The organism is Marinobacter sp. P4B1, from assembly GCF_001447135.1.
Taxonomy (GTDB): Bacteria; Pseudomonadota; Gammaproteobacteria; order Pseudomonadales; family Oleiphilaceae; genus Marinobacter; species Marinobacter vinifirmus.
The window spans coordinates 1202897-1219945 of the sequence record NZ_LLXM01000015.1; the positions used below are offsets into that span (position 1 = coordinate 1202897).

Annotated in this window: 12 protein-coding genes; 8 read left to right on the forward strand and 4 right to left on the reverse strand. The window is 57.6% G+C overall.

The features are described from left to right. Positions 1-78: 78 nt before the first annotated feature. Positions 79-1248 (reverse strand): acyl-CoA dehydrogenase, encoded by a 1170-nt coding sequence (locus AQ621_RS17070; RefSeq protein WP_058342387.1) that lies wholly within the window; start codon positions 1246-1248, stop codon positions 79-81. Between the two features lie 18 nt (positions 1249-1266). Next, a complete protein-coding gene (locus AQ621_RS17075; protein ID WP_023008966.1) occupies positions 1267-2472 on the reverse strand; it encodes a 3-oxoadipyl-CoA thiolase in 1206 nt (401 codons plus the stop codon). Positions 2473-2604: 132 nt separating this feature from the next. On the opposite strand from AQ621_RS17075, the gene AQ621_RS17930 reads away from it, so the two are divergent. After that, positions 2605-3966 carry a hypothetical protein gene (locus tag AQ621_RS17930; protein WP_058342491.1) on the forward strand — a complete coding sequence of 454 codons (1362 nt, stop codon included), beginning with the start codon at positions 2605-2607 and terminating at the stop codon, positions 3964-3966. A 21-nt stretch (positions 3967-3987) separates the two neighbouring features. Here AQ621_RS17930 and AQ621_RS17085 read toward each other — a convergent pair whose 3' ends face one another. Beyond that, on the reverse strand, positions 3988-4917 hold the full coding sequence (locus tag AQ621_RS17085; RefSeq protein WP_058342388.1) for a 2-hydroxyacid dehydrogenase: 930 nt from the start codon (positions 4915-4917) through the stop codon (positions 3988-3990). A 270-nt stretch (positions 4918-5187) separates the two neighbouring features. Between AQ621_RS17085 and AQ621_RS17090 the strand changes: the two genes are divergently transcribed. The 7 genes from AQ621_RS17090 to AQ621_RS17120 all read left to right on the forward strand — a co-directional run bounded on the left by AQ621_RS17090 (position 5188) and on the right by AQ621_RS17120 (position 14951). Beyond that, positions 5188-6015, forward strand: a complete 828-nt coding sequence (locus tag AQ621_RS17090; protein WP_058091207.1) for an IclR family transcriptional regulator — start codon at positions 5188-5190, stop codon at positions 6013-6015. Positions 6016-6195: 180 nt separating this feature from the next. Then, entirely contained in the window at positions 6196-8289 is a 2094-nt protein-coding gene (locus AQ621_RS17095; protein ID WP_058342389.1) for a 3-hydroxyacyl-CoA dehydrogenase NAD-binding domain-containing protein, read from the forward strand. Positions 8290-8307: 18 nt separating this feature from the next. Beyond that, a complete protein-coding gene (locus AQ621_RS17100; RefSeq protein WP_058342390.1) occupies positions 8308-9492 on the forward strand; it encodes an acetyl-CoA C-acyltransferase in 1185 nt (394 codons plus the stop codon). A gap of 15 nt (positions 9493-9507) precedes the next feature. Further along, positions 9508-11310, forward strand: coding sequence for an acyl-CoA dehydrogenase (locus AQ621_RS17105; protein WP_058342391.1), 1803 nt, complete (start codon positions 9508-9510; stop codon positions 11308-11310). Positions 11311-11359: 49 nt separating this feature from the next. Continuing rightward, positions 11360-12466 (forward strand): zinc-binding dehydrogenase, encoded by a 1107-nt coding sequence (locus AQ621_RS17110; RefSeq protein WP_058342392.1) that lies wholly within the window; start codon positions 11360-11362, stop codon positions 12464-12466. Positions 12467-12475: 9 nt separating this feature from the next. Continuing rightward, a complete protein-coding gene (locus tag AQ621_RS17115) occupies positions 12476-13891 on the forward strand; it encodes an aldehyde dehydrogenase family protein (protein ID WP_058342393.1) in 1416 nt (471 codons plus the stop codon). 85 nt (positions 13892-13976) lie between these two features. Next, complete coding sequence (locus AQ621_RS17120) at positions 13977-14951, forward strand: NAD(P)H-dependent flavin oxidoreductase (protein WP_058342394.1); 975 nt, start codon at positions 13977-13979, stop codon at positions 14949-14951. Between the two features lie 42 nt (positions 14952-14993). On the opposite strand, the gene AQ621_RS17125 is transcribed toward AQ621_RS17120, so the two are convergent. Then, positions 14994-16991: a TRAP transporter permease gene (locus tag AQ621_RS17125; RefSeq protein WP_058342395.1), complete on the reverse strand. Its 1998-nt coding sequence runs from the start codon at positions 16989-16991 to the stop codon at positions 14994-14996. Positions 16992-17049 lie beyond the last annotated feature (58 nt).

Below are 17049 nucleotides of genomic sequence, written 5' to 3' on the forward strand. Positions count from 1 at the left end.
TGAAACTCGTTGCCGGATGTCAGGCATTAAAAAACCCCTCCGCGGAGGGGTTCTTTGCTTACACTGTTCCTGAAAGGATCAGCTGAAGGCCTGAATGCCGGTCTGGCCACGGCCCAGAATCAGGGCGTGGACGTCGTGGGTGCCTTCGTAGGTGTTAACTGCTTCCAGGTTCATAACGTGGCGGATAACGTGGTATTCATCAGCGATACCGTTGCCGCCGTGCATATCGCGGGCCACGCGGGCGATGTCCAGGGCTTTGCCACAGTTGTTACGCTTCAGAAGGGAAACGGAATCCGGGGTGGCAATGCCAGCATCCATCATGCGGCCCAGCTGCAGCACAGACTGCAGTCCAAGGGTGATTTCAGTCTGCATGTCTACCAGCTTCTTCTGGATCAGCTGGTTGGCGGCCAGGGGCTTGCCAAACTGCTTACGCTCCAGGGTGTAGTTGCGGGCTGCATGCCAGCAGAACTCTGCGGCACCCAGGGCGCCCCAGCTGATACCGTAGCGAGCCTTGGTCAGGCAGCTCAGCGGGCCTTTCAGGCCTTCAACTTCCAGGCGGTTTTCTTCAGGAACGAAGACTTCGTCCATAAAGATAGAACCGGTGTCGGAGGCGCGCAGCGAGAACTTGCCCTCAATCTTCGGGGTTTCCAGGCCCGTGGCGCCTTCGCGCTCGATCACAAAGCCGTTTACCACGCCGTCCAGCTTGGCCCAGACCACGCAAACGTCGGCAATCGGGGAGTTTGTGATCCAGGTCTTGGAGCCGCTCAGCAAGTAGCCGCCGTCAACTTTCTTGGCGCGGGTTTCCATGCCGCCGGGGTCAGACCCATGGTTGGGTTCGGTCAGGCCGAAACAGCCAACAAACTCGCCAGAGGCCAGTTTCGGCAGAATGCGCTTTTTCAGCTCTTCTTTGCCGTAAGAGAAGATCGGGTACATCACCAGTGAAGACTGTACGCTCAGGGCGGAGCGGTAGGCGGAGTCGACCCGCTCAACTTCCCGTGCGATCAGGCCGTAGCACACGTGGTTCAGGCCGGGGCCGCCGTACTCTTCCGGCAGGGTGGCACCCAGCATGCCCAGTTCACCCATTTCGGTGAAGATGCTGCGGTCGAATTTTTCGTGGCGGTTTGCCTCGACGATGCCGGGCATCAGACGGTTATCGCAGAAGCTGCGAATGCTGTCGCGTACCTGACGCTCGGTTTCGTCCAGTTGTGATTCAAAGTTCAGCAGGTCGTCCCAAGGTGCGGAAGCCATTGTTGTTCTCCTGAAAAGTTAGTTGGAAACCCGTTCAATTACAGCAGCAATGCCCTGGCCTACACCAATGCACATGCTGATCAGAGCGTAACGGCCACCGGTACGTTCGAGTTGGCGTACCGCCGTCAGGGCAATCCGGGCGCCGGAAGCGCCAAGAGGGTGCCCCACGGCGATGGCACCGCCGTTCGGGTTGAGTCTGGAATCGGAAGGATCGATTCCCAGTTTGGTGGTGCAACCGAGAACCTGGGCGGCGAACGCCTCGTTGATCTCGATTACATCCATGTCTTTTAGTGTCAGGCCTGCCCGGGCCAGGGCTTTCTGGCTTGCCGGAACCGGGCCGTAGCCCATTACATTGGGCGCAACGCCGGCGATGGCAGCCGATACGATACGTGCGCGGGGCTGGATGCCAGCCCGCTTGCCGGCTTCTTCGGAGCCGATAATCAGGGCGGCAGCGCCATCGTTCACGCCGGAGGCGTTGCCGGCAGTAACCACGCCATCTTCAGCCAGCGAGCGAAGATTGGAAAGCGCCTCGAGGTTGGATGTAGGCCTTGGATGCTCGTCGTCCTGCACGGTCAGTGGCGGTTGCTTGCGCCCCTGAGGCACCGAAATGGGCAGGATCTCGTCCTTGAAGAAGCCTTCCTGGCGGGCCGCCTCGTAACGGGCCTGACTTTGCGCGGCAAAGCGATCCACTTCCAGTCGGCACAGGTTAAGTTCGCGCGCAATGTTGTCTGCGGTTTCAGGCATGGTGTCAGAACCGAACTGACGTTCGATCAGTGGGTTCGGGAAGCGCGCGCCAATGGTGCTGTCAAAGGCCCGGAATTCACGACTGTAAGGTGATTCGGACTTGGCCAGCACAAACGGCGCGCGGCTCATGCTCTCGGCACCACCGGCTACAAACAGCTCACCCTCGCCACAACGGATAGCGCGGGCAGCATCGATGATGGCGGCAAGGCCTGAGCCGCACAGCCTGTTAACGGTCTGGCCACCGGTTTCAACCGGCAAGCCTGCCAGCAGTCCGGCGTGCCGCGCCAGGTTGCGGGCATCTTCACCGGCCTGGTTGGTGCAGCCGGCAATCACGTCTTCATAATTATCCGGAGCAAAGGCGTTGCGCTCAATGAGTGCGCGAATGACCTCGGCCAGCAGGTCGTCGGGGCGAACCTTGGCCAGGGCGCCTGCATGCCGCCCAAATGGTGTTCTCAAGCCATCATAGATGTATGCGTTCATAAGAATTGCCGTATCGATTATGGTTAGGTAATTCCGAACTGCGGAATATAGTTTTGTAAATGATATTGGAAAAGACTAATCTGGGTCTATCTCAATTGCAAGAATTGTTCATCATTGGTGGCTGACTGGTTTATGAATGGAACTCTTCGCTGGCTGCTGGCTTGTGCCGTGGTCATGGAGCTTGTCGCGATTTGTCTGCAGAGCAAAGCCCTTAGCGCCTCTGCCGGGCTGGTATTCATCCTGGTGTTTGTTCTGGGCGCGATGCGCCTTCAGGTCTATGCAAGGACGTTGTTCCTGCTTTCCCTCACGTTTAGTGCTGGTTTGTTTGTGACCGGCCGTCTCGGAATGGATGGTGCCTTTGATGCGTTGTCGGATGCAGCGTTCTATTCGGCGTTTTTGGGCAGCCTGGGGATGATGCAGTGCCTGGTGCGCCGCTTTGAAGTCCTCAGGCGTATCCACGATGTGCTGCTCGGGGGCCGGGTATCCCTTTTATACCCAAAGTATGCGGCGGTGAGCTGCGGTATTGCCTCGGTACTCAGCTTCGGGATGATGAGCCTTTTATGCGGCACCCTGGCGGACAGTCTCAAAGAGCGGGGCATTGAGGGCGCGGCGCGGCTGCAGTGGCTCAGGAGTGTGCTGATCAGCGCCTTGCGGGGATTTGCGCTGGTGCCGTTGGTGGCGCCAACCAGTGTGGCGGTCGCCATTCTGACCCGGGAGCTGCCGCAGCTGAGCTGGTCTTCGCTTTTGCCTTTTGGTTTTGTCGCAGCGTTACTGATGATTGTGGTTGGCTGGGTGCTGGAAAGGCAGCGGTTCAGGGAAATCAGCAGTGAGCGGGTTGCCCTGGACGGCTGGCCCGCCGGAACCGGTAAGTTAGTCGTACTGGTCCTGGTGGTGTTTGCCTGTATGGGGTTGCTGGTGGCGCTGGCGGGAGTGAAAGTTTCGGTGGCGGCTATGCTGGCGGTTCCGGCGGTTACCCTGGCCTATATGTTGTGGCAGGAGCGCTCTCCGGGGGCCACGGTGGCAGAGGGGGTGGGCCAGTTGGCAGTAATGTCCAACGAGATGGCGATCTTTGCCGGGTCGGCCATGCTGGGGGTGTCGATTGCCACTGTGGTGCCTGCAGATCTGTTTGACGGGCTTGTGGTGAGCGGGTGGGGCAGTTACCTGATTGCAGCTGCTGGCTTGTTAATCATGCCATTGTTTTCCATGGCGGGCGTGATTCCGATTACCGTGCTCAGCGTTCAGTCCGGCATGCTTGCGCAACTGGTAGCTAGCGGCGCTGACCCGATGCTGGTGGCAATTGGCCTGGTTATTGGTTTCTCACTGGCAATGATGGTGTCGCCGTTCGGGCCGTCGGTGATGTTGCTGTCACGGTTTGGTCAGGTTTCCCGCAACGTAGTGGCCTTTCAGTGGAACGGTGTTTTTGTCTTGCTGGTGGTGCCGCTGTTGCTGTTATTGCTGGCGGTGTTTGCGGTGATTCTGCCGGCCCCGGGCTGACCGGCAGAATCGGCTTGCGGGTTAGTAGCCGCGGGTTATGTCGACTATTCCTGTGATGGCTCGCCCGCTGGCGTGGTCCCGGATTTTCCCGGTGATCTGCTCCAGGGTGGCATCCCGAAGAGTTCGCGCCGAAATGTGCGGCGTGATTGTGATGTCGGTTCGCTCCCAGAACGGGTGGCCAGCCGGCAAAGGTTCCTTGCGGAACACATCCAGGGAGGCCCGCTGCAGTTTCTCCTCATTCAGGGCTCTGAGCAGGTCTTCTTCCACGAGGTGCTCCCCCCGGCCGACGTTGATCAGCACCGCACCCGGCTGGAGCTGGCTGAACAGGTCGTAGTTGAGGATGTTTTCGGTTTCGCTGGTCAGTGGCAGGGTGTTAACCAACACTCGCGTTGCCCCCAGAAACTCTCTGAGTTGCCCGTTGCCTGCGAAGGTGCGCACGCCTTCTACCGTGTGCTCACTCCTGGCCCAGCCGTTTACCGTATAGTCCAGGCTTGCCAGTGTGCTGGCCACACGCTTGCCGATGTGCCCTAGCCCCATAATGCCGATGGGCCACTCTTTCCGGCTGATGGGGCGGTGTATCTTCCACAGGCGCTGGCGTTGCTGCTCCCGGTACAGCTCCATCTGCCGGCTGACTTCCAGTATCTGGTGCAGTACATGCTCGGCCATCTGTACTGACATGCCGGCATCTTCCAGTCTTACCACGGTAAGGTCTGCCGGCAGGTTGGGCACTTTCAGCAATCCGTCGATACCGGCGCCCAGGTTGAAAACGGCCTTCAGGTGGGTCTCACGCTCGAACAGTTGTGCCGGTGGCTGCCATACGATGGCGTAGTCTGCATTTATCGCCGGGCCGTCCGGATCCCAGACATAAATGTCTGCTTCTGGTAGCAGTTGTTTGATAGGTACGGTCCAGCGCTCTGGTTTGGGATCGCCCGCTACAAAAAGTACCTTCATACATGCTCCTGAGTAGTGTTTGTTGTCGTGCATATGACTTTGTTCCGCATTGCAGAATAAAGTATCGCTCTACTATGGTAAAGGTTGCCCGGGTTTCCGTCATGGTTATTTCGTGGCATCGGGTAATGCCAGTGTTTCGAATCTGGCATGAAATTTGATGGCAGATTGTGGTTCTTGAGTTTCTCATAGACTAGAATGTGTCCAATTTTCACGCCCACGGTTCTTCAGGCTATCCGTGACAGGCAACGCAGTTCAGGAAATAGGCAAGTTATGGCAAAAAAACAGCAGGACAACTCACCGGAGTTGCAAGTGGCATCCGGTGATGGTGAGCCGGTTCAGCCGGGTAAGGATCGCAAGTTTGTGGAGGCATTGTCCCGGGGGCTGGATGTTCTGCGCGCGTTCAGTCAGGGGTCTGTCATACTCGGCAACCAGGACATTGCCAGAATTACCGGCCTTCCCAAGCCCACCGTTTCGCGCATGACCTATACGCTGACCAAGCTGGGTTATCTGGGCTACAACCAGCAGCTGGAAAAGTATCAGCTTAGTTCCGGCGTGCTGGCTCTGGGTTACGCCTATGTATCAAACCTGAAGGTGCGTCAGCTGGCCAAGCCCTACATGGACGAGTTCGCCCGGCAAACCAACATGTCGGTTGGTCTGACTTGTCGCGACCGCTTGCACATGATTTATGTAGAAAACCGGCTGCCGCCTGAAGCAACCCTCCTGCGGATGGATATTGGCCTGAAGCTGCCTATGTCGACAACCTCTGCAGGGCGCGCCTATTACTGCGCGATCAGCGACCCGGCCCGCAAGCTGATCGACGATGCCATGGCGAAGAAGTACGGTGAAAAATGGCCGGTAATTAAAGAAGGCCTGGACCAGGCCATGGAAGATTACCGGGAGCACGGTTTCTGCCTGTCGCTGGGAGACTGGGATCGGAACATTAACTCCGCCGGTGTACCTATCCACCTGCAGGATGGCACTACGATGGTTCTGACCTGTGCGGCGCCGTCGTACCTGGTGCCTGGCGACAAGTTGCGCGACTCCTATGCTCACCAGCTGGCTATGTTAGCCCGGGATATTGAATCGCTCGGTGTCTAGGCCAGGCTGCCGGTAGCCGGCCGGATCAGACAGAAAGGCATAAAAAAACCGCAGACGAAAGTCTGCGGTTTTTTTATGCCTGAACCAAAACGGTGGTTGAAATGAGGGGTAAACTTGTATTAAATCGTTAATTGATTTCGCTAGATAAAACCATATTTCATCATAAGGCGAGGGGAGATTATGTCTGAGGTTGTTGCTTATACCCGTGAAGGGAATGTCGGTGTCATTTCCGTAAACTACCCGCCGGTTAATGCGTTGAGCCACGCGGTGCGTGCCGGTCTGGTTTCCGCCCTGGAGCAGGGCCAGAAGGATGCAGAAGCAGATATCCTCCTGCTGGTATGTGAAGGCCGTACGTTCATTGCTGGCGCGGACATCCGCGAATTTGGCAAACCTTTGCAGGAGCCGGGCCTCCCCGATGTGATCAATGCCTATGAATCAAGCGACAAGCCCATTGTTGCCGCTATTCATGGCACCGCACTGGGCGGTGGCCTGGAAACGGCCCTGGGTTGTCATTACAGGGTTGCCCTGGCGTCTGCCAAGGTGGGCTTGCCTGAAGTAAAGCTTGGTCTGTTGCCCGGTGCTGGCGGTACCCAGCGCCTGCCTCGCCTTGTGGGTGCCCAGAAGGCACTGGAAATGATTACGTCTGGCAACTTCGTAGGCGCCAGAGACGCGCTGGCTCTGGGCATTGTTGATGCTGTTGAAGGCGGTGACGATATTCGCCAGGTTGGGCTGGCCTATGCGCGGAAACTGGCAGCTGAAGGTGCTCCGGTGCGCAGGGTGCGTGATATTGCCGACAAGGTTGAAGCTGACAAGGGCAGCGATGTCTTTGACCAGTTCCGTGCTGGTCTGGCCAAAAAAGCCCGTGGCCTGTTCTCTCCTTTCAAGTGTGTCGACGCCGTAGAAGCAGCTTTCACCTTGCCGTTTGCCGAGGGCCTGAAGCGTGAACGTGAACTGTTCAAGGAATGCATGGAATCGCCGCAGCGTGCTGGCCTGATTCATTCGTTCTTTGCCGAGCGCGAGGTTTCCAAGGTCAAAGGCCTGGCCAAGGATACTCCGGTACGTGAGGTGAAGAGTGTGGGTATTATCGGTGCCGGCACCATGGGTGGTGGTATTGCCATGAACTTCGCCAATGTGGGCATTCCTGCCACCATCGTTGAGGTCAAACAGGACGCGCTTGATCGAGGCCTTGCCGTAATTCGCCGCAACTACGAAAACTCCGCCAAGAAAGGCAAGCTCACTGCAGAGCAGGTGGAAGAACGCATGGGGCTGATCAAAACCAGCCTGAGCTATGACGATTTCCGTGATGTGGATCTGGTGATTGAAGCCGTCTTTGAGAACATGGCCGTCAAGAAAGAGATCTTCGCCAAGCTGGATGAAGTGTGCAAGCCGGGCGCCATTCTCGCGTCTAACACCTCCACCCTCGACATTGACGAAATTGCCTCGGCTACCAAACGCCCCGAAGACGTTGTGGGCATGCACTTCTTCAGCCCGGCCAACGTTATGAAGCTGCTGGAGAATGTTCGCGGCAGCAAGACGTCCGACGAAGTCAAAGCCACTGTCATGGCAGTAGCGAAGCAGATCAAGAAAGTCGGCGTGATGGTTGGCAACTGTCACGGATTTGTGGGCAACCGGATGCTGCACAAGCGCGGTGCCGAGGCCATGGCGTTGGTTAACGAAGGCGCCTCGCCGCAGCAGGTGGACAAGGTGCTGACAGATCTGGGCTTCCCGATGGGGCAGTTTGCGATGTCTGACCTGGCCGGCATTGATGTCGGTTATCGTATTCGTGAAGAGCGTCGTAACGCCGGTGAAGATGTGCCGGCCAGTTGGATGGACAAGCTGGTTGAGCAGGGTCGTCTGGGACAGAAAACCCAGGCTGGCGTATACAAATATGAGGAAGGTAGCCGCGCGCCGGTTGTCGACCCGGAAGTGGAACAGCTGATTGAAAGCTTCCGCGCGGAACAGGGGATCGTAGCCCGGGAGGTTACCGACCAGGAAATCCTTGAGCGTTGCATGTATGTAATGGTCAACGAAGGTGCGAAGATCCTGGATGAAGGCATTGCCGACCGGTCACTGGACATCGACGTGGTCTGGATCTACGGATATGGTTTCCCCGCGTATCGTGGCGGCCCCATGTTCTGGGCAGATCAGGTTGGGCTGGACAATATTCTGGCGGCAGTGAAGAACTACAACAACACAGTGGGTGGCGAGCAGTGGAAGCCTGCGCCGTTGCTCGAGAAGCTGGTGGCGGAAGGCCGCAAGTTCAGCGATCTATAATTATAAGGAGTTCATCTTATGTCTGATGCTGTCATCGTTTCGAGCGCGCGTACCGGCCTTGGCAAGTCCTATCGTGGTGCCCTGAACAACACGCACAGTGTTGATCTGGCCGGGCACGTTATCCAGCACGCCGTTGAGCGTGCCGGAATTGATCCTGCCATTGTTGAAGATGTCATTTTGGGCGCAACCTTCCACGAAGGTTGTCAGGGCAAGAACATGGCACGCCTGGCGGCTATTCGCGCCGGGCTCCCGGTTACTACGGCCGGGCTGTCAATTAACCGGTTCTGCAGCTCCGGCCTGCAATCTATTGCTATTGCTGCGCAGCGAGTGATGTCGGAGAAGGTGCCTGCCATCGTGGCTGGTGGCGTAGAGTCCATCTCCCTGGTTCAGAACGACAAACTTAATGGCTTCCGTGCTACTAACGAATGGCTGATGAAGAACAAGCCGGAACTGTACCTGTCGATGATCGAAACGGCCGATATTGTCGCCCAGCGTTACAACGTAAGCCGTGAAGCCCAGGATGAGTACGCACTGATTTCCCAGCAGCGCACCGCCGCGGCCCAGCAGTCCGGAAAGTTTGACGACGAGATCGTGCCGTTCGACGCCACCATGCTGGTTAAAGACAAAGAAACCGGTGAAGTGAGCGAAAAACAGGTAACCCTGGACCGGGACGAGTGCAACCGCCCGAATACCACACTGGAAGGGCTGGCCTCACTGGACGCGGTACGTGGCCCGGGCCAGTTTGTTACCGCGGGCAACGCCAGCCAGCTTTCTGATGGCGCCTCCGTCTGTACGGTCATGGACAGCACCTATGCCGAAAAGCACAACATTGAGCCTATGGGCATTTTCCGTGGCTTTGCTGTTGCGGGCTGCGAGCCCGACGAGATGGGTATCGGCCCGGTGTTTGCTGTTCCACGCCTGCTTGCCCGCAACGGCCTGACCATGGACGACATTGACCTGTGGGAGCTGAACGAAGCCTTTGCATCCCAGGTGGTCTACTGCCGCGACCGTCTGGGTATTCCGATGGAAAAGCTGAACGTGAATGGCGGCTCTATTTCTGTGGGTCACCCCTATGGTGTGAGTGGTTCCCGCCTTACCGGCCATGCCCTGATTGAGGGCAAGCGCCGGGGTGCCAAATATGTGGTGGTCACCATGTGCATTGGCGGCGGTCAGGGCGCAGCCGGCCTGTTCGAAGTGGTATAAACGGAGAGCGCCGTCATGCAGCAGAAAATCGTCAGTACCCGGGACCTGGCTTTCCAGCTTTATGAACTTCATGAAGTAGAGAAGGTGCTCAGATTTGAGCGCTATCAGGACCATAGTCGTGAAACGCTGCAGGCGGCGCTGGACCTGGCGCTGAAAGTTGCCGCAGAGGAGTTCGCACCCCATGCTCGCTTGGTGGATGAAGAAGAGCCGACCTTCGAGAATGGCCGTGTGCACATGCGCCCGGAAGTTCACAAGGCGCTGGACGTACTGAAAAGTACTGGTCTGATGGCGGCCAGCCAGGACTACGAGCGCGGTGGCATGCAGTTGCCCAGTGCGGTTGCCCAGATGTGTGTGGGGATGCTCAAAGGAGCCAACGTAGGGACTCAGGGCTACGCCGGGCTGACTATTGCGGCAGCTAACCTGATTCTCGCCCATGGCTCCGACGAGCAGAAAAGCCGCTACGCCGAGCCGATGCTGGCGGGGCGTTTTTTCGGCACCATGTGCCTGACCGAGCCCCATGCAGGTTCCTCTCTGGGAGATCTGCGCACTCGCGCGGAGCCACAGGCGGATGGCAGTTATAGGTTATTTGGTAACAAGATCTACATCTCGGGTGGTGATCACGAGCTGAGCGAGAACATCATTCATATGGTACTCGCGCGTTTACCCGGGGCCCCGGCCGGCGTGAAAGGAATTTCCCTGTTTCTGGTGCCGAAGGTCCTGGTTAACGAAGATGGCTCTTTGGGTGGGCGCAACGATGTCGCCCTGGCTGGCCTGATTCACAAAATGGGATACCGTGGCACGACGTCTACCATGTTGAACTTTGGTGAGGCAGCGGGGGCGGTCGGGTATCTGGTTGGCTCGCCCCACCAGGGCCTGGCTGCCATGTTCCATATGATGAACGAAGCCCGGATTGGTGTTGGCCTGGGCTCGGTGATGCTGGGTTACACCGGCTATCTTCATGCGCTTGAGTATGCCCGCGAGCGGCAGCAAGGGCGTCCGGTTGGAGAGAAGGATCCGGAAAGCCCCCAGGTGCCTCTGATCCGCCATGCTGATATCCGGCGCATGCTGCTGGCCCAGAAGGCCTATGTGGAAGGTGGGCTGGCGCTCTGTCTGCAGGGTGCAGTATTGGTGGACGAGAAGAAGTTTGCGGAAACTGGCGAGCAGCGTGAGCTTGCTGCCGGGCTGCTCGACTTGCTCACGCCGGTGATCAAGTCCTGGCCTTCCCGTTATTGTCTCGAAGCTAACAGCCTGGCAATTCAGGTGCATGGTGGCTACGGCTACACCCGGGAATATCCGGTAGAACAGTTCTACCGGGATAACCGGCTTAACCCGATCCACGAGGGCACCCATGGTATTCAGGGCATCGACCTGCTTGGTCGCAAGGTTTCCATGGCCGATGGCCGTTACTACCGCGAACTGGTGCGCAGGATCGAAGTTACTATTGCCGAGGCCTGCAAGCAGGAACGGCTGGCTTCTAATGCCGGGTTGCTTGAACGGTCCCTGGCCGCAATGGTTGAAGCTACCCGGGTGATTAATGAAGTAAAGGCCTCTGGTGATAAGGAAAAAGCACTGGCCAATGCCACTCTGTACCTGGATGCCTTCGGGCAGGTAATTGTCGGCTGGCTCTGGCTGCGACAGGCCCTGAAAGCCCTTGCTGGAGTCAGTGGGGCCGGTGATCAGCCTGAGTCCTTCTATCAGGGCAAGTTACGCGCCTGTGATTATTTTTGCCGGTATGAATTGCCGGGCGTGGTAGCAACGGCTGAGTTGCTGCAATCGGTGGACTCAACGGCACTGGATATGTTTGACGAGGCATTCTGACCGGCCTCGCCAACTCTGAATCAACACAAAAACAACAGGAGTCAGGGTAATGGACAGACAAGCAAAGGCGGTGGTCTGCCGGGAGTGGGGCAAGCCGGTACAGGTCGAACAGATTACGGTGGACGGACCAAAACGGGGCGAGATAACCATCAAGGTTGCCGCCTGCGGCGTATGCCACAGCGACCTTTCAGCCACCACTGGAAAGATTCAGTATCCACCGCCATTGGTACTGGGCCACGAGGCGGCCGGTGTGGTGGTTGAAGTTGGCGAGGGTGTGGAAGGCTTCAGTGAAGGCGACCACGTTGTTAGTTCGTTTATCTCAATGTGCGGCAAGTGCCGCCAGTGTGTGCGTGGCCATCCGGTTCTGTGTGAAAGCGCCCGCAAGGCGATGTTTACACTGCCCGATGGAACCGTTCGAACCCGCGACAGTCAGGGCGAGCCCTTGAATGTGTTCGGCGCCTGTGGCGTGATGGCGGAGTATGCAACCCTGCATGTGGATAACTGCGTGAAGGTTGCAGAGGATGTGCCACTACAGAACGCCGCATTGGTGGGCTGTGCCGTGATGACCGGTGTGGGTGCTGTATTTAATACTGCCGGGCTGGAGCCGGGTTCCAGGGCTGCGGTGTTCGGTATTGGCGGTGTTGGCCTGAACGCCGTTCAGGGCTGCGCAACCGCCGGTGCCGAAATGATTGTGGCGGTGGACAACAACCCGAAAAAGCTCGCCATGGCGCGGGAATTCGGTGCCACCCACACGATTGACCTCAATGAAGTGGACGATGCCGCCAAGGCCATCAGAAAACTGACCGGCGGCGTGGATTACGCCTTTGAGTGTGTTGGTGCCGGTGCCGTGGTTGAGCAAGCCTATAAGTCTCTCGGGCGCGGTGGTACCGCCGTCGTGGTGGGCGTTGCTGACCCGAAAGACAAAACCTCGATTACTACGCTCACCCTGCCGGCCGACGAGCGCACCCTGAAGGGCAGCTGGCTGGGTTCAGCCCGGCCGCAACACGATTTCCCGCGGCTTCTAGGTTTGTACCGTGCGGGTAAGCTTAAACTCGATGAGCTGATCACCCAGACTTACTCCATAGATGAAGCTGTTCAGGCCTTTGACGATATGATCTCGGGCAAGAACGCGCGTGGCGTGATTGTCTTCGACTGAGGGAAAAACATGAAGATTCTGAACAAGAACTACATTAATGGTAGCTGGGTCGACTGGAGCGGCGACATGGCGGATGTGCATGAAGCGGCCACCGGCGACGTGATTGCCCGGGTGCCCATGTCCGATCCGGGACAGATGGAACTGGCAATTGCCGCTGCGCATGCAGCATTTGAGGTCTGGTCTGAAAGTTCTGTAGAGCAAAGGGTGAACGTGCTTGGCCAGCTGCATGCTGGACTCAAGCAAAGGGCACCGGAAATTGCGGAAGCGGTCAGCCGGGAAGTGGGCATGCCACTGAAGCTTGCCACGGCAATCCAGGCTGGTCTGCCGGCTACTGTAACCAAGACCTATACCGATATGTTGCCGGAGTTTCCGTTCGTTGAGCAGTCTGGTAACTCGGAAGTGCAATATGCGCCGGTCGGAGTGGTGGGCTGTATTACGCCCTGGAACTACCCGCTGCATCAGATCATTCTGAAGGTAGTACCGGCGATTGCTGCCGGCTGCACCGTCGTGCTGAAGCCCTCTGAGATTGCGCCGCAGGCAGCTTTTATCCTCGCAGACATTCTGGATGAAACCGACCTGCCGGCGGGAGTGTTCAACATGGTATGCGGGGCCGGGCAAACCGTTGGTGAAACCCTGATCCGGCATCCGGATGTACGCATGGTGTCTTTTACCGGATCCACTCGTACCGGCCACACGATTGCCCATGCCGCTGCGGATGACTTCAAGAGGATTGCGCTGGAAATGGGCGGCAAATCGGCATCGGTTGTTTTATCGGATGCGGACCTGGAAGCCGCAGTAAAAGGCACAGTGAGCAACTGCCTGCTCAACTCCGGACAAACCTGCACCGCCCTGACCCGGCTGCTGGTGCCCGCCGATCGCCATGACGAGGCGTGCAAGCTGGCGGCTGCAGCCGCGGCCAGAATGACCCCGGGCAACCCGCTGGACGAAGCCACCCGTTTGGGCCCCTTGGCCTCCGCGCAGCAGCGGGACCGGGTAGTGGATTACATCCGGCTCGGTGTTGCGGAAGGCGCCACCCTGGTAGCCGGCGGCCCGGACGCGCCGGAAGGCCTGGACAAGGGTTACTTTGTACAGGCAACCGTGTTTGGCAATGTAGACCCGAACAGCACAATCGCCCAGGAAGAGATTTTCGGCCCGGTGCTGTGCGTGATTCCCTACAACGATGAGGCAGAAGCCTTGCGTATCGCCAATGGCACTGCCTACGGGCTGTCTGGAGCGGTCTGGTCGGCGGATCAGGAAAAGGCAAAGGCTTTTGCCGCAAAACTCCGGACCGGACAGGTGACGGTGAACGGTGGCGGCTTCAACCCGCTGGCTCCCTTTGGTGGTTTTGGCCATTCCGGTATCGGGCGAGAGTTCGGCAAGTGGGGGCTTGAGGAGTTTCTGGAAGTGCGTTCGCTGCAGCTGTAATCGCAAGACAACGAAGGAGCCGCAGCAGCGGCTCCTTCGCGTTTCAGAGACCGGAAACATTTATCAACAACAAAAGAGTGATGCCGTGAAAACACGAATTACGGAATTATTTGGAATCGAACACCCGATCGTACAGGGTGGCATGCACAACGTAGGCTTTGCCGAACTGGCATCGGCGGTATCCAATGCCGGTGGTCTGGGCATGATTACCGCCCTGACCCAGCCTACGCCTGAACATCTCGCCAGTGAAATCGCCCGCTGCCAGCAGATGACGGATAAACCCTTCGGCGTAAACCTGACCTTCCTGCCTTCCTTCAATGCGCCGCCTTACCCCGAGTACATTGACGTTATCATCCGCAGTGGTGTCAAGGCGGTTGAAACCGCCGGCCGCAGCCCCGAGCAGTACATGGAGCAGTTGAAGGCTGCGGGTATCAAGGTTATCCACAAGTGCACATCTGTTCGCCACGCTTTGAAGGCCGAGCGAATCGGTTGTGATGCCGTCAGTGTGGACGGCTTTGAATGCGGCGGCCATCCCGGTGAGGATGATGTGCCAAACTTCATCCTGCTGCCTCGTGCGGCTGAAGAGCTGAAGATACCTTTCATTGCATCTGGCGGGATGGCCGATGGCCGGAGCCTGGTAGCGGCTATGGCATTGGGTGCCGAAGGCATGAATATGGGCACCCGTTTTCTGGCCACCAAAGAAGCGCCGGTTCATGAGAACGTGAAACAGGCAATTGTGGACGCCAATGAACTACAGACCCGGCTGATCATGCGTAACCTGAAGAACACCGAGCGGGTGATGGATAACGCAGCCGTGCGGGAAATCATCCGGATTGAGAGTGAAAAGGGTGACCAGGAAACCATTGACGATATCCGCCACCTGGTCACAGGCGCAAAGGGTAAGCTGGTACTGCAGGAAGGCAAGATGGATGAAGCCGCCTGGAGTTGTGGCATGGTTGTTGGGTTGATTAATGATATCCCTTCATGCGATGAGCTGGTCAGCAGAATCATGGCCGAGGCCGAAGGGATTGTGCGCCAGAGACTTGCCGGCTTTTTGTAAATGAATAGCCCGGAGGGTGCATCACCCTCCGGGCACATGGTTTCAGGCCAGGGCCTTTTCCCTTCTTTCGTATCTCTGGTGCGTCAGTGCGGCGGCGATGACCGCAGGAATGATCAACGCAGCACTAATAAGAGACAATTCCAGATTGGTCAGCGGAACCGGTCCGCCACCGGGGATGGCAAGGATCATGCCACCGGCAATGAGTCCCAGCCGGATTGGCCATTGCAACAGCTTGCTTGCTGCCAGAGAGCCTACCCCGATCAGCCAGCCTTGCATGGCCGATGCTATCAACGTTACCCCGATCAGTGCTTGTACAATCACCAGGAGAATCTCGCTCCAGGTGCCCTGAAAGATCAGCGCCGGATTAAGCACAAACAGGAACGGGATAAAGTAGATCACGCTGCCCAGCCGCATGGCTTCCACACCGGTTTTCATTGCGTTGGAGCCGGCAACCGTTGCAGCGGCAAAGGCGCCCAGGGCAACCGGTGGGGTGATGAAACTGAGCATGCCCCAGTAAAGGATGAACAGGTGAACGGCCAGGGGATCCATGCCGCCGCCGTTTATCAGGGCCGGTGCCAGCGCAACCGCCAGGAAAATATAGGCAGCTGTAACTGTCATGCCGATGCCGAGCACAAAGCTGGTCAGTGCTCCCATCAACAGCAGTACCAGGGTGTTGCCACCGGCAAGGTAGATAAGGTCATTGGCAATAGTGCCTGACAGCCCGGTAACCGACAGTGCACCTACCAGCAAGCCAACACCGGTGAGGATCGCGATCAGCTCTGCAAACAGCTTCCCTGACTCTGCGAAGAAGTCCTTCACGTCTTGCCACTTCCAGCGCTGATAGGGCAGTACCTGGTTGATCACCAGCAAGAGAACCGTTGCAAAGAATGGTGCCGTGGCCTCTCGTCGCAGGAAGAACAGCATCCAGATCAGCAGGGCAAACACGAAGATGAAGTACCAGCCTTCCTTTAATGTTTGCTTGAGCGATGGTAATTCACTGGCGGGCAGGCCCTGAAGCTTGTTGCGGGCAGCATAGGCATCAATCTGGATAAACAGGCCGAGGAAATACAGTACGGAGGGCACGACTGCCGCCAGTGCAATGGTGCCGTAGGGAATATTCAGGAACGCGGCCATGATGAACGCGGTGGCACCCATAACCGGTGGCATCAGAACACCGCCCGTAGAAGCACAGGCTTCTACGCCGGCTGCGTAGGAACGGCTGAAGCCGACGCGGCGCATTGCTGGAATTGACATCACTCCGGTTGTCATCACATTAGTGATTACGCTGCCGCTCATGGATCCCATGAGGCCGCTGGAGAAAACCGCAACCTTTGCCGGTCCGCCCCGAACATGGCCCAGCAATGCGAAGGCCAGGTTGATAAAGAAACGACCGCCGCCGGTTTTCTGCAGGGCGACGCCAAACAGAAGGAAGCCGATCACGATGTTGGCAAAGGCTTGCAAGGGCACGCCCATGATGCCTTCTCGACTCATGGCCATGTAGATAGCGGTCTGGTCGGGGGCAGATGGAAAGCCCTGGATGGGGCCCGGCAGCTTGTCTGCAAATATCGGGTACAGGCTGGCGACACCGACAATCATGGCAATCGGCAGGCCGCCGGCCCGGCGAATGGCTTCGATGACGGTAACCCAGAACAGGAAACTGAACACTACGGCGTATTGGGGAGCCGCGTATTCCCAGCCGTAATCCAGAATAGTTTCCGCGTTGTAGACAAAGAACCCGCAGATAATGGAGGCGGCAAGGAACAGGATGATGTCGTACCAGGGAACCTTGTTCCGGGAAGCGTGGCGTGACATTGGCCAAAGCAGAAAAACCAGCGGTAGCATAAGTGCCACCACCACATAGAAAAACTGGCTTTCTACTTTGGTAACAATATTGATCAGCTGCAAATTGAACAGGTAGTCAATCGTCAGCAGAGTCAGGACAAGGGTTGCAACCCTGGGGACCCATGGCCATCCGCCGGAAAGCTGCCGGATGCCGCTGACGGTTTCTTTCGATGGTTCAGTGTTGTGTGTTTCAGACATGCAGTAAGACTCCTGAAAGAACTCCGGTGTAACAGACCCCTTGTCTTTACACCGGAAT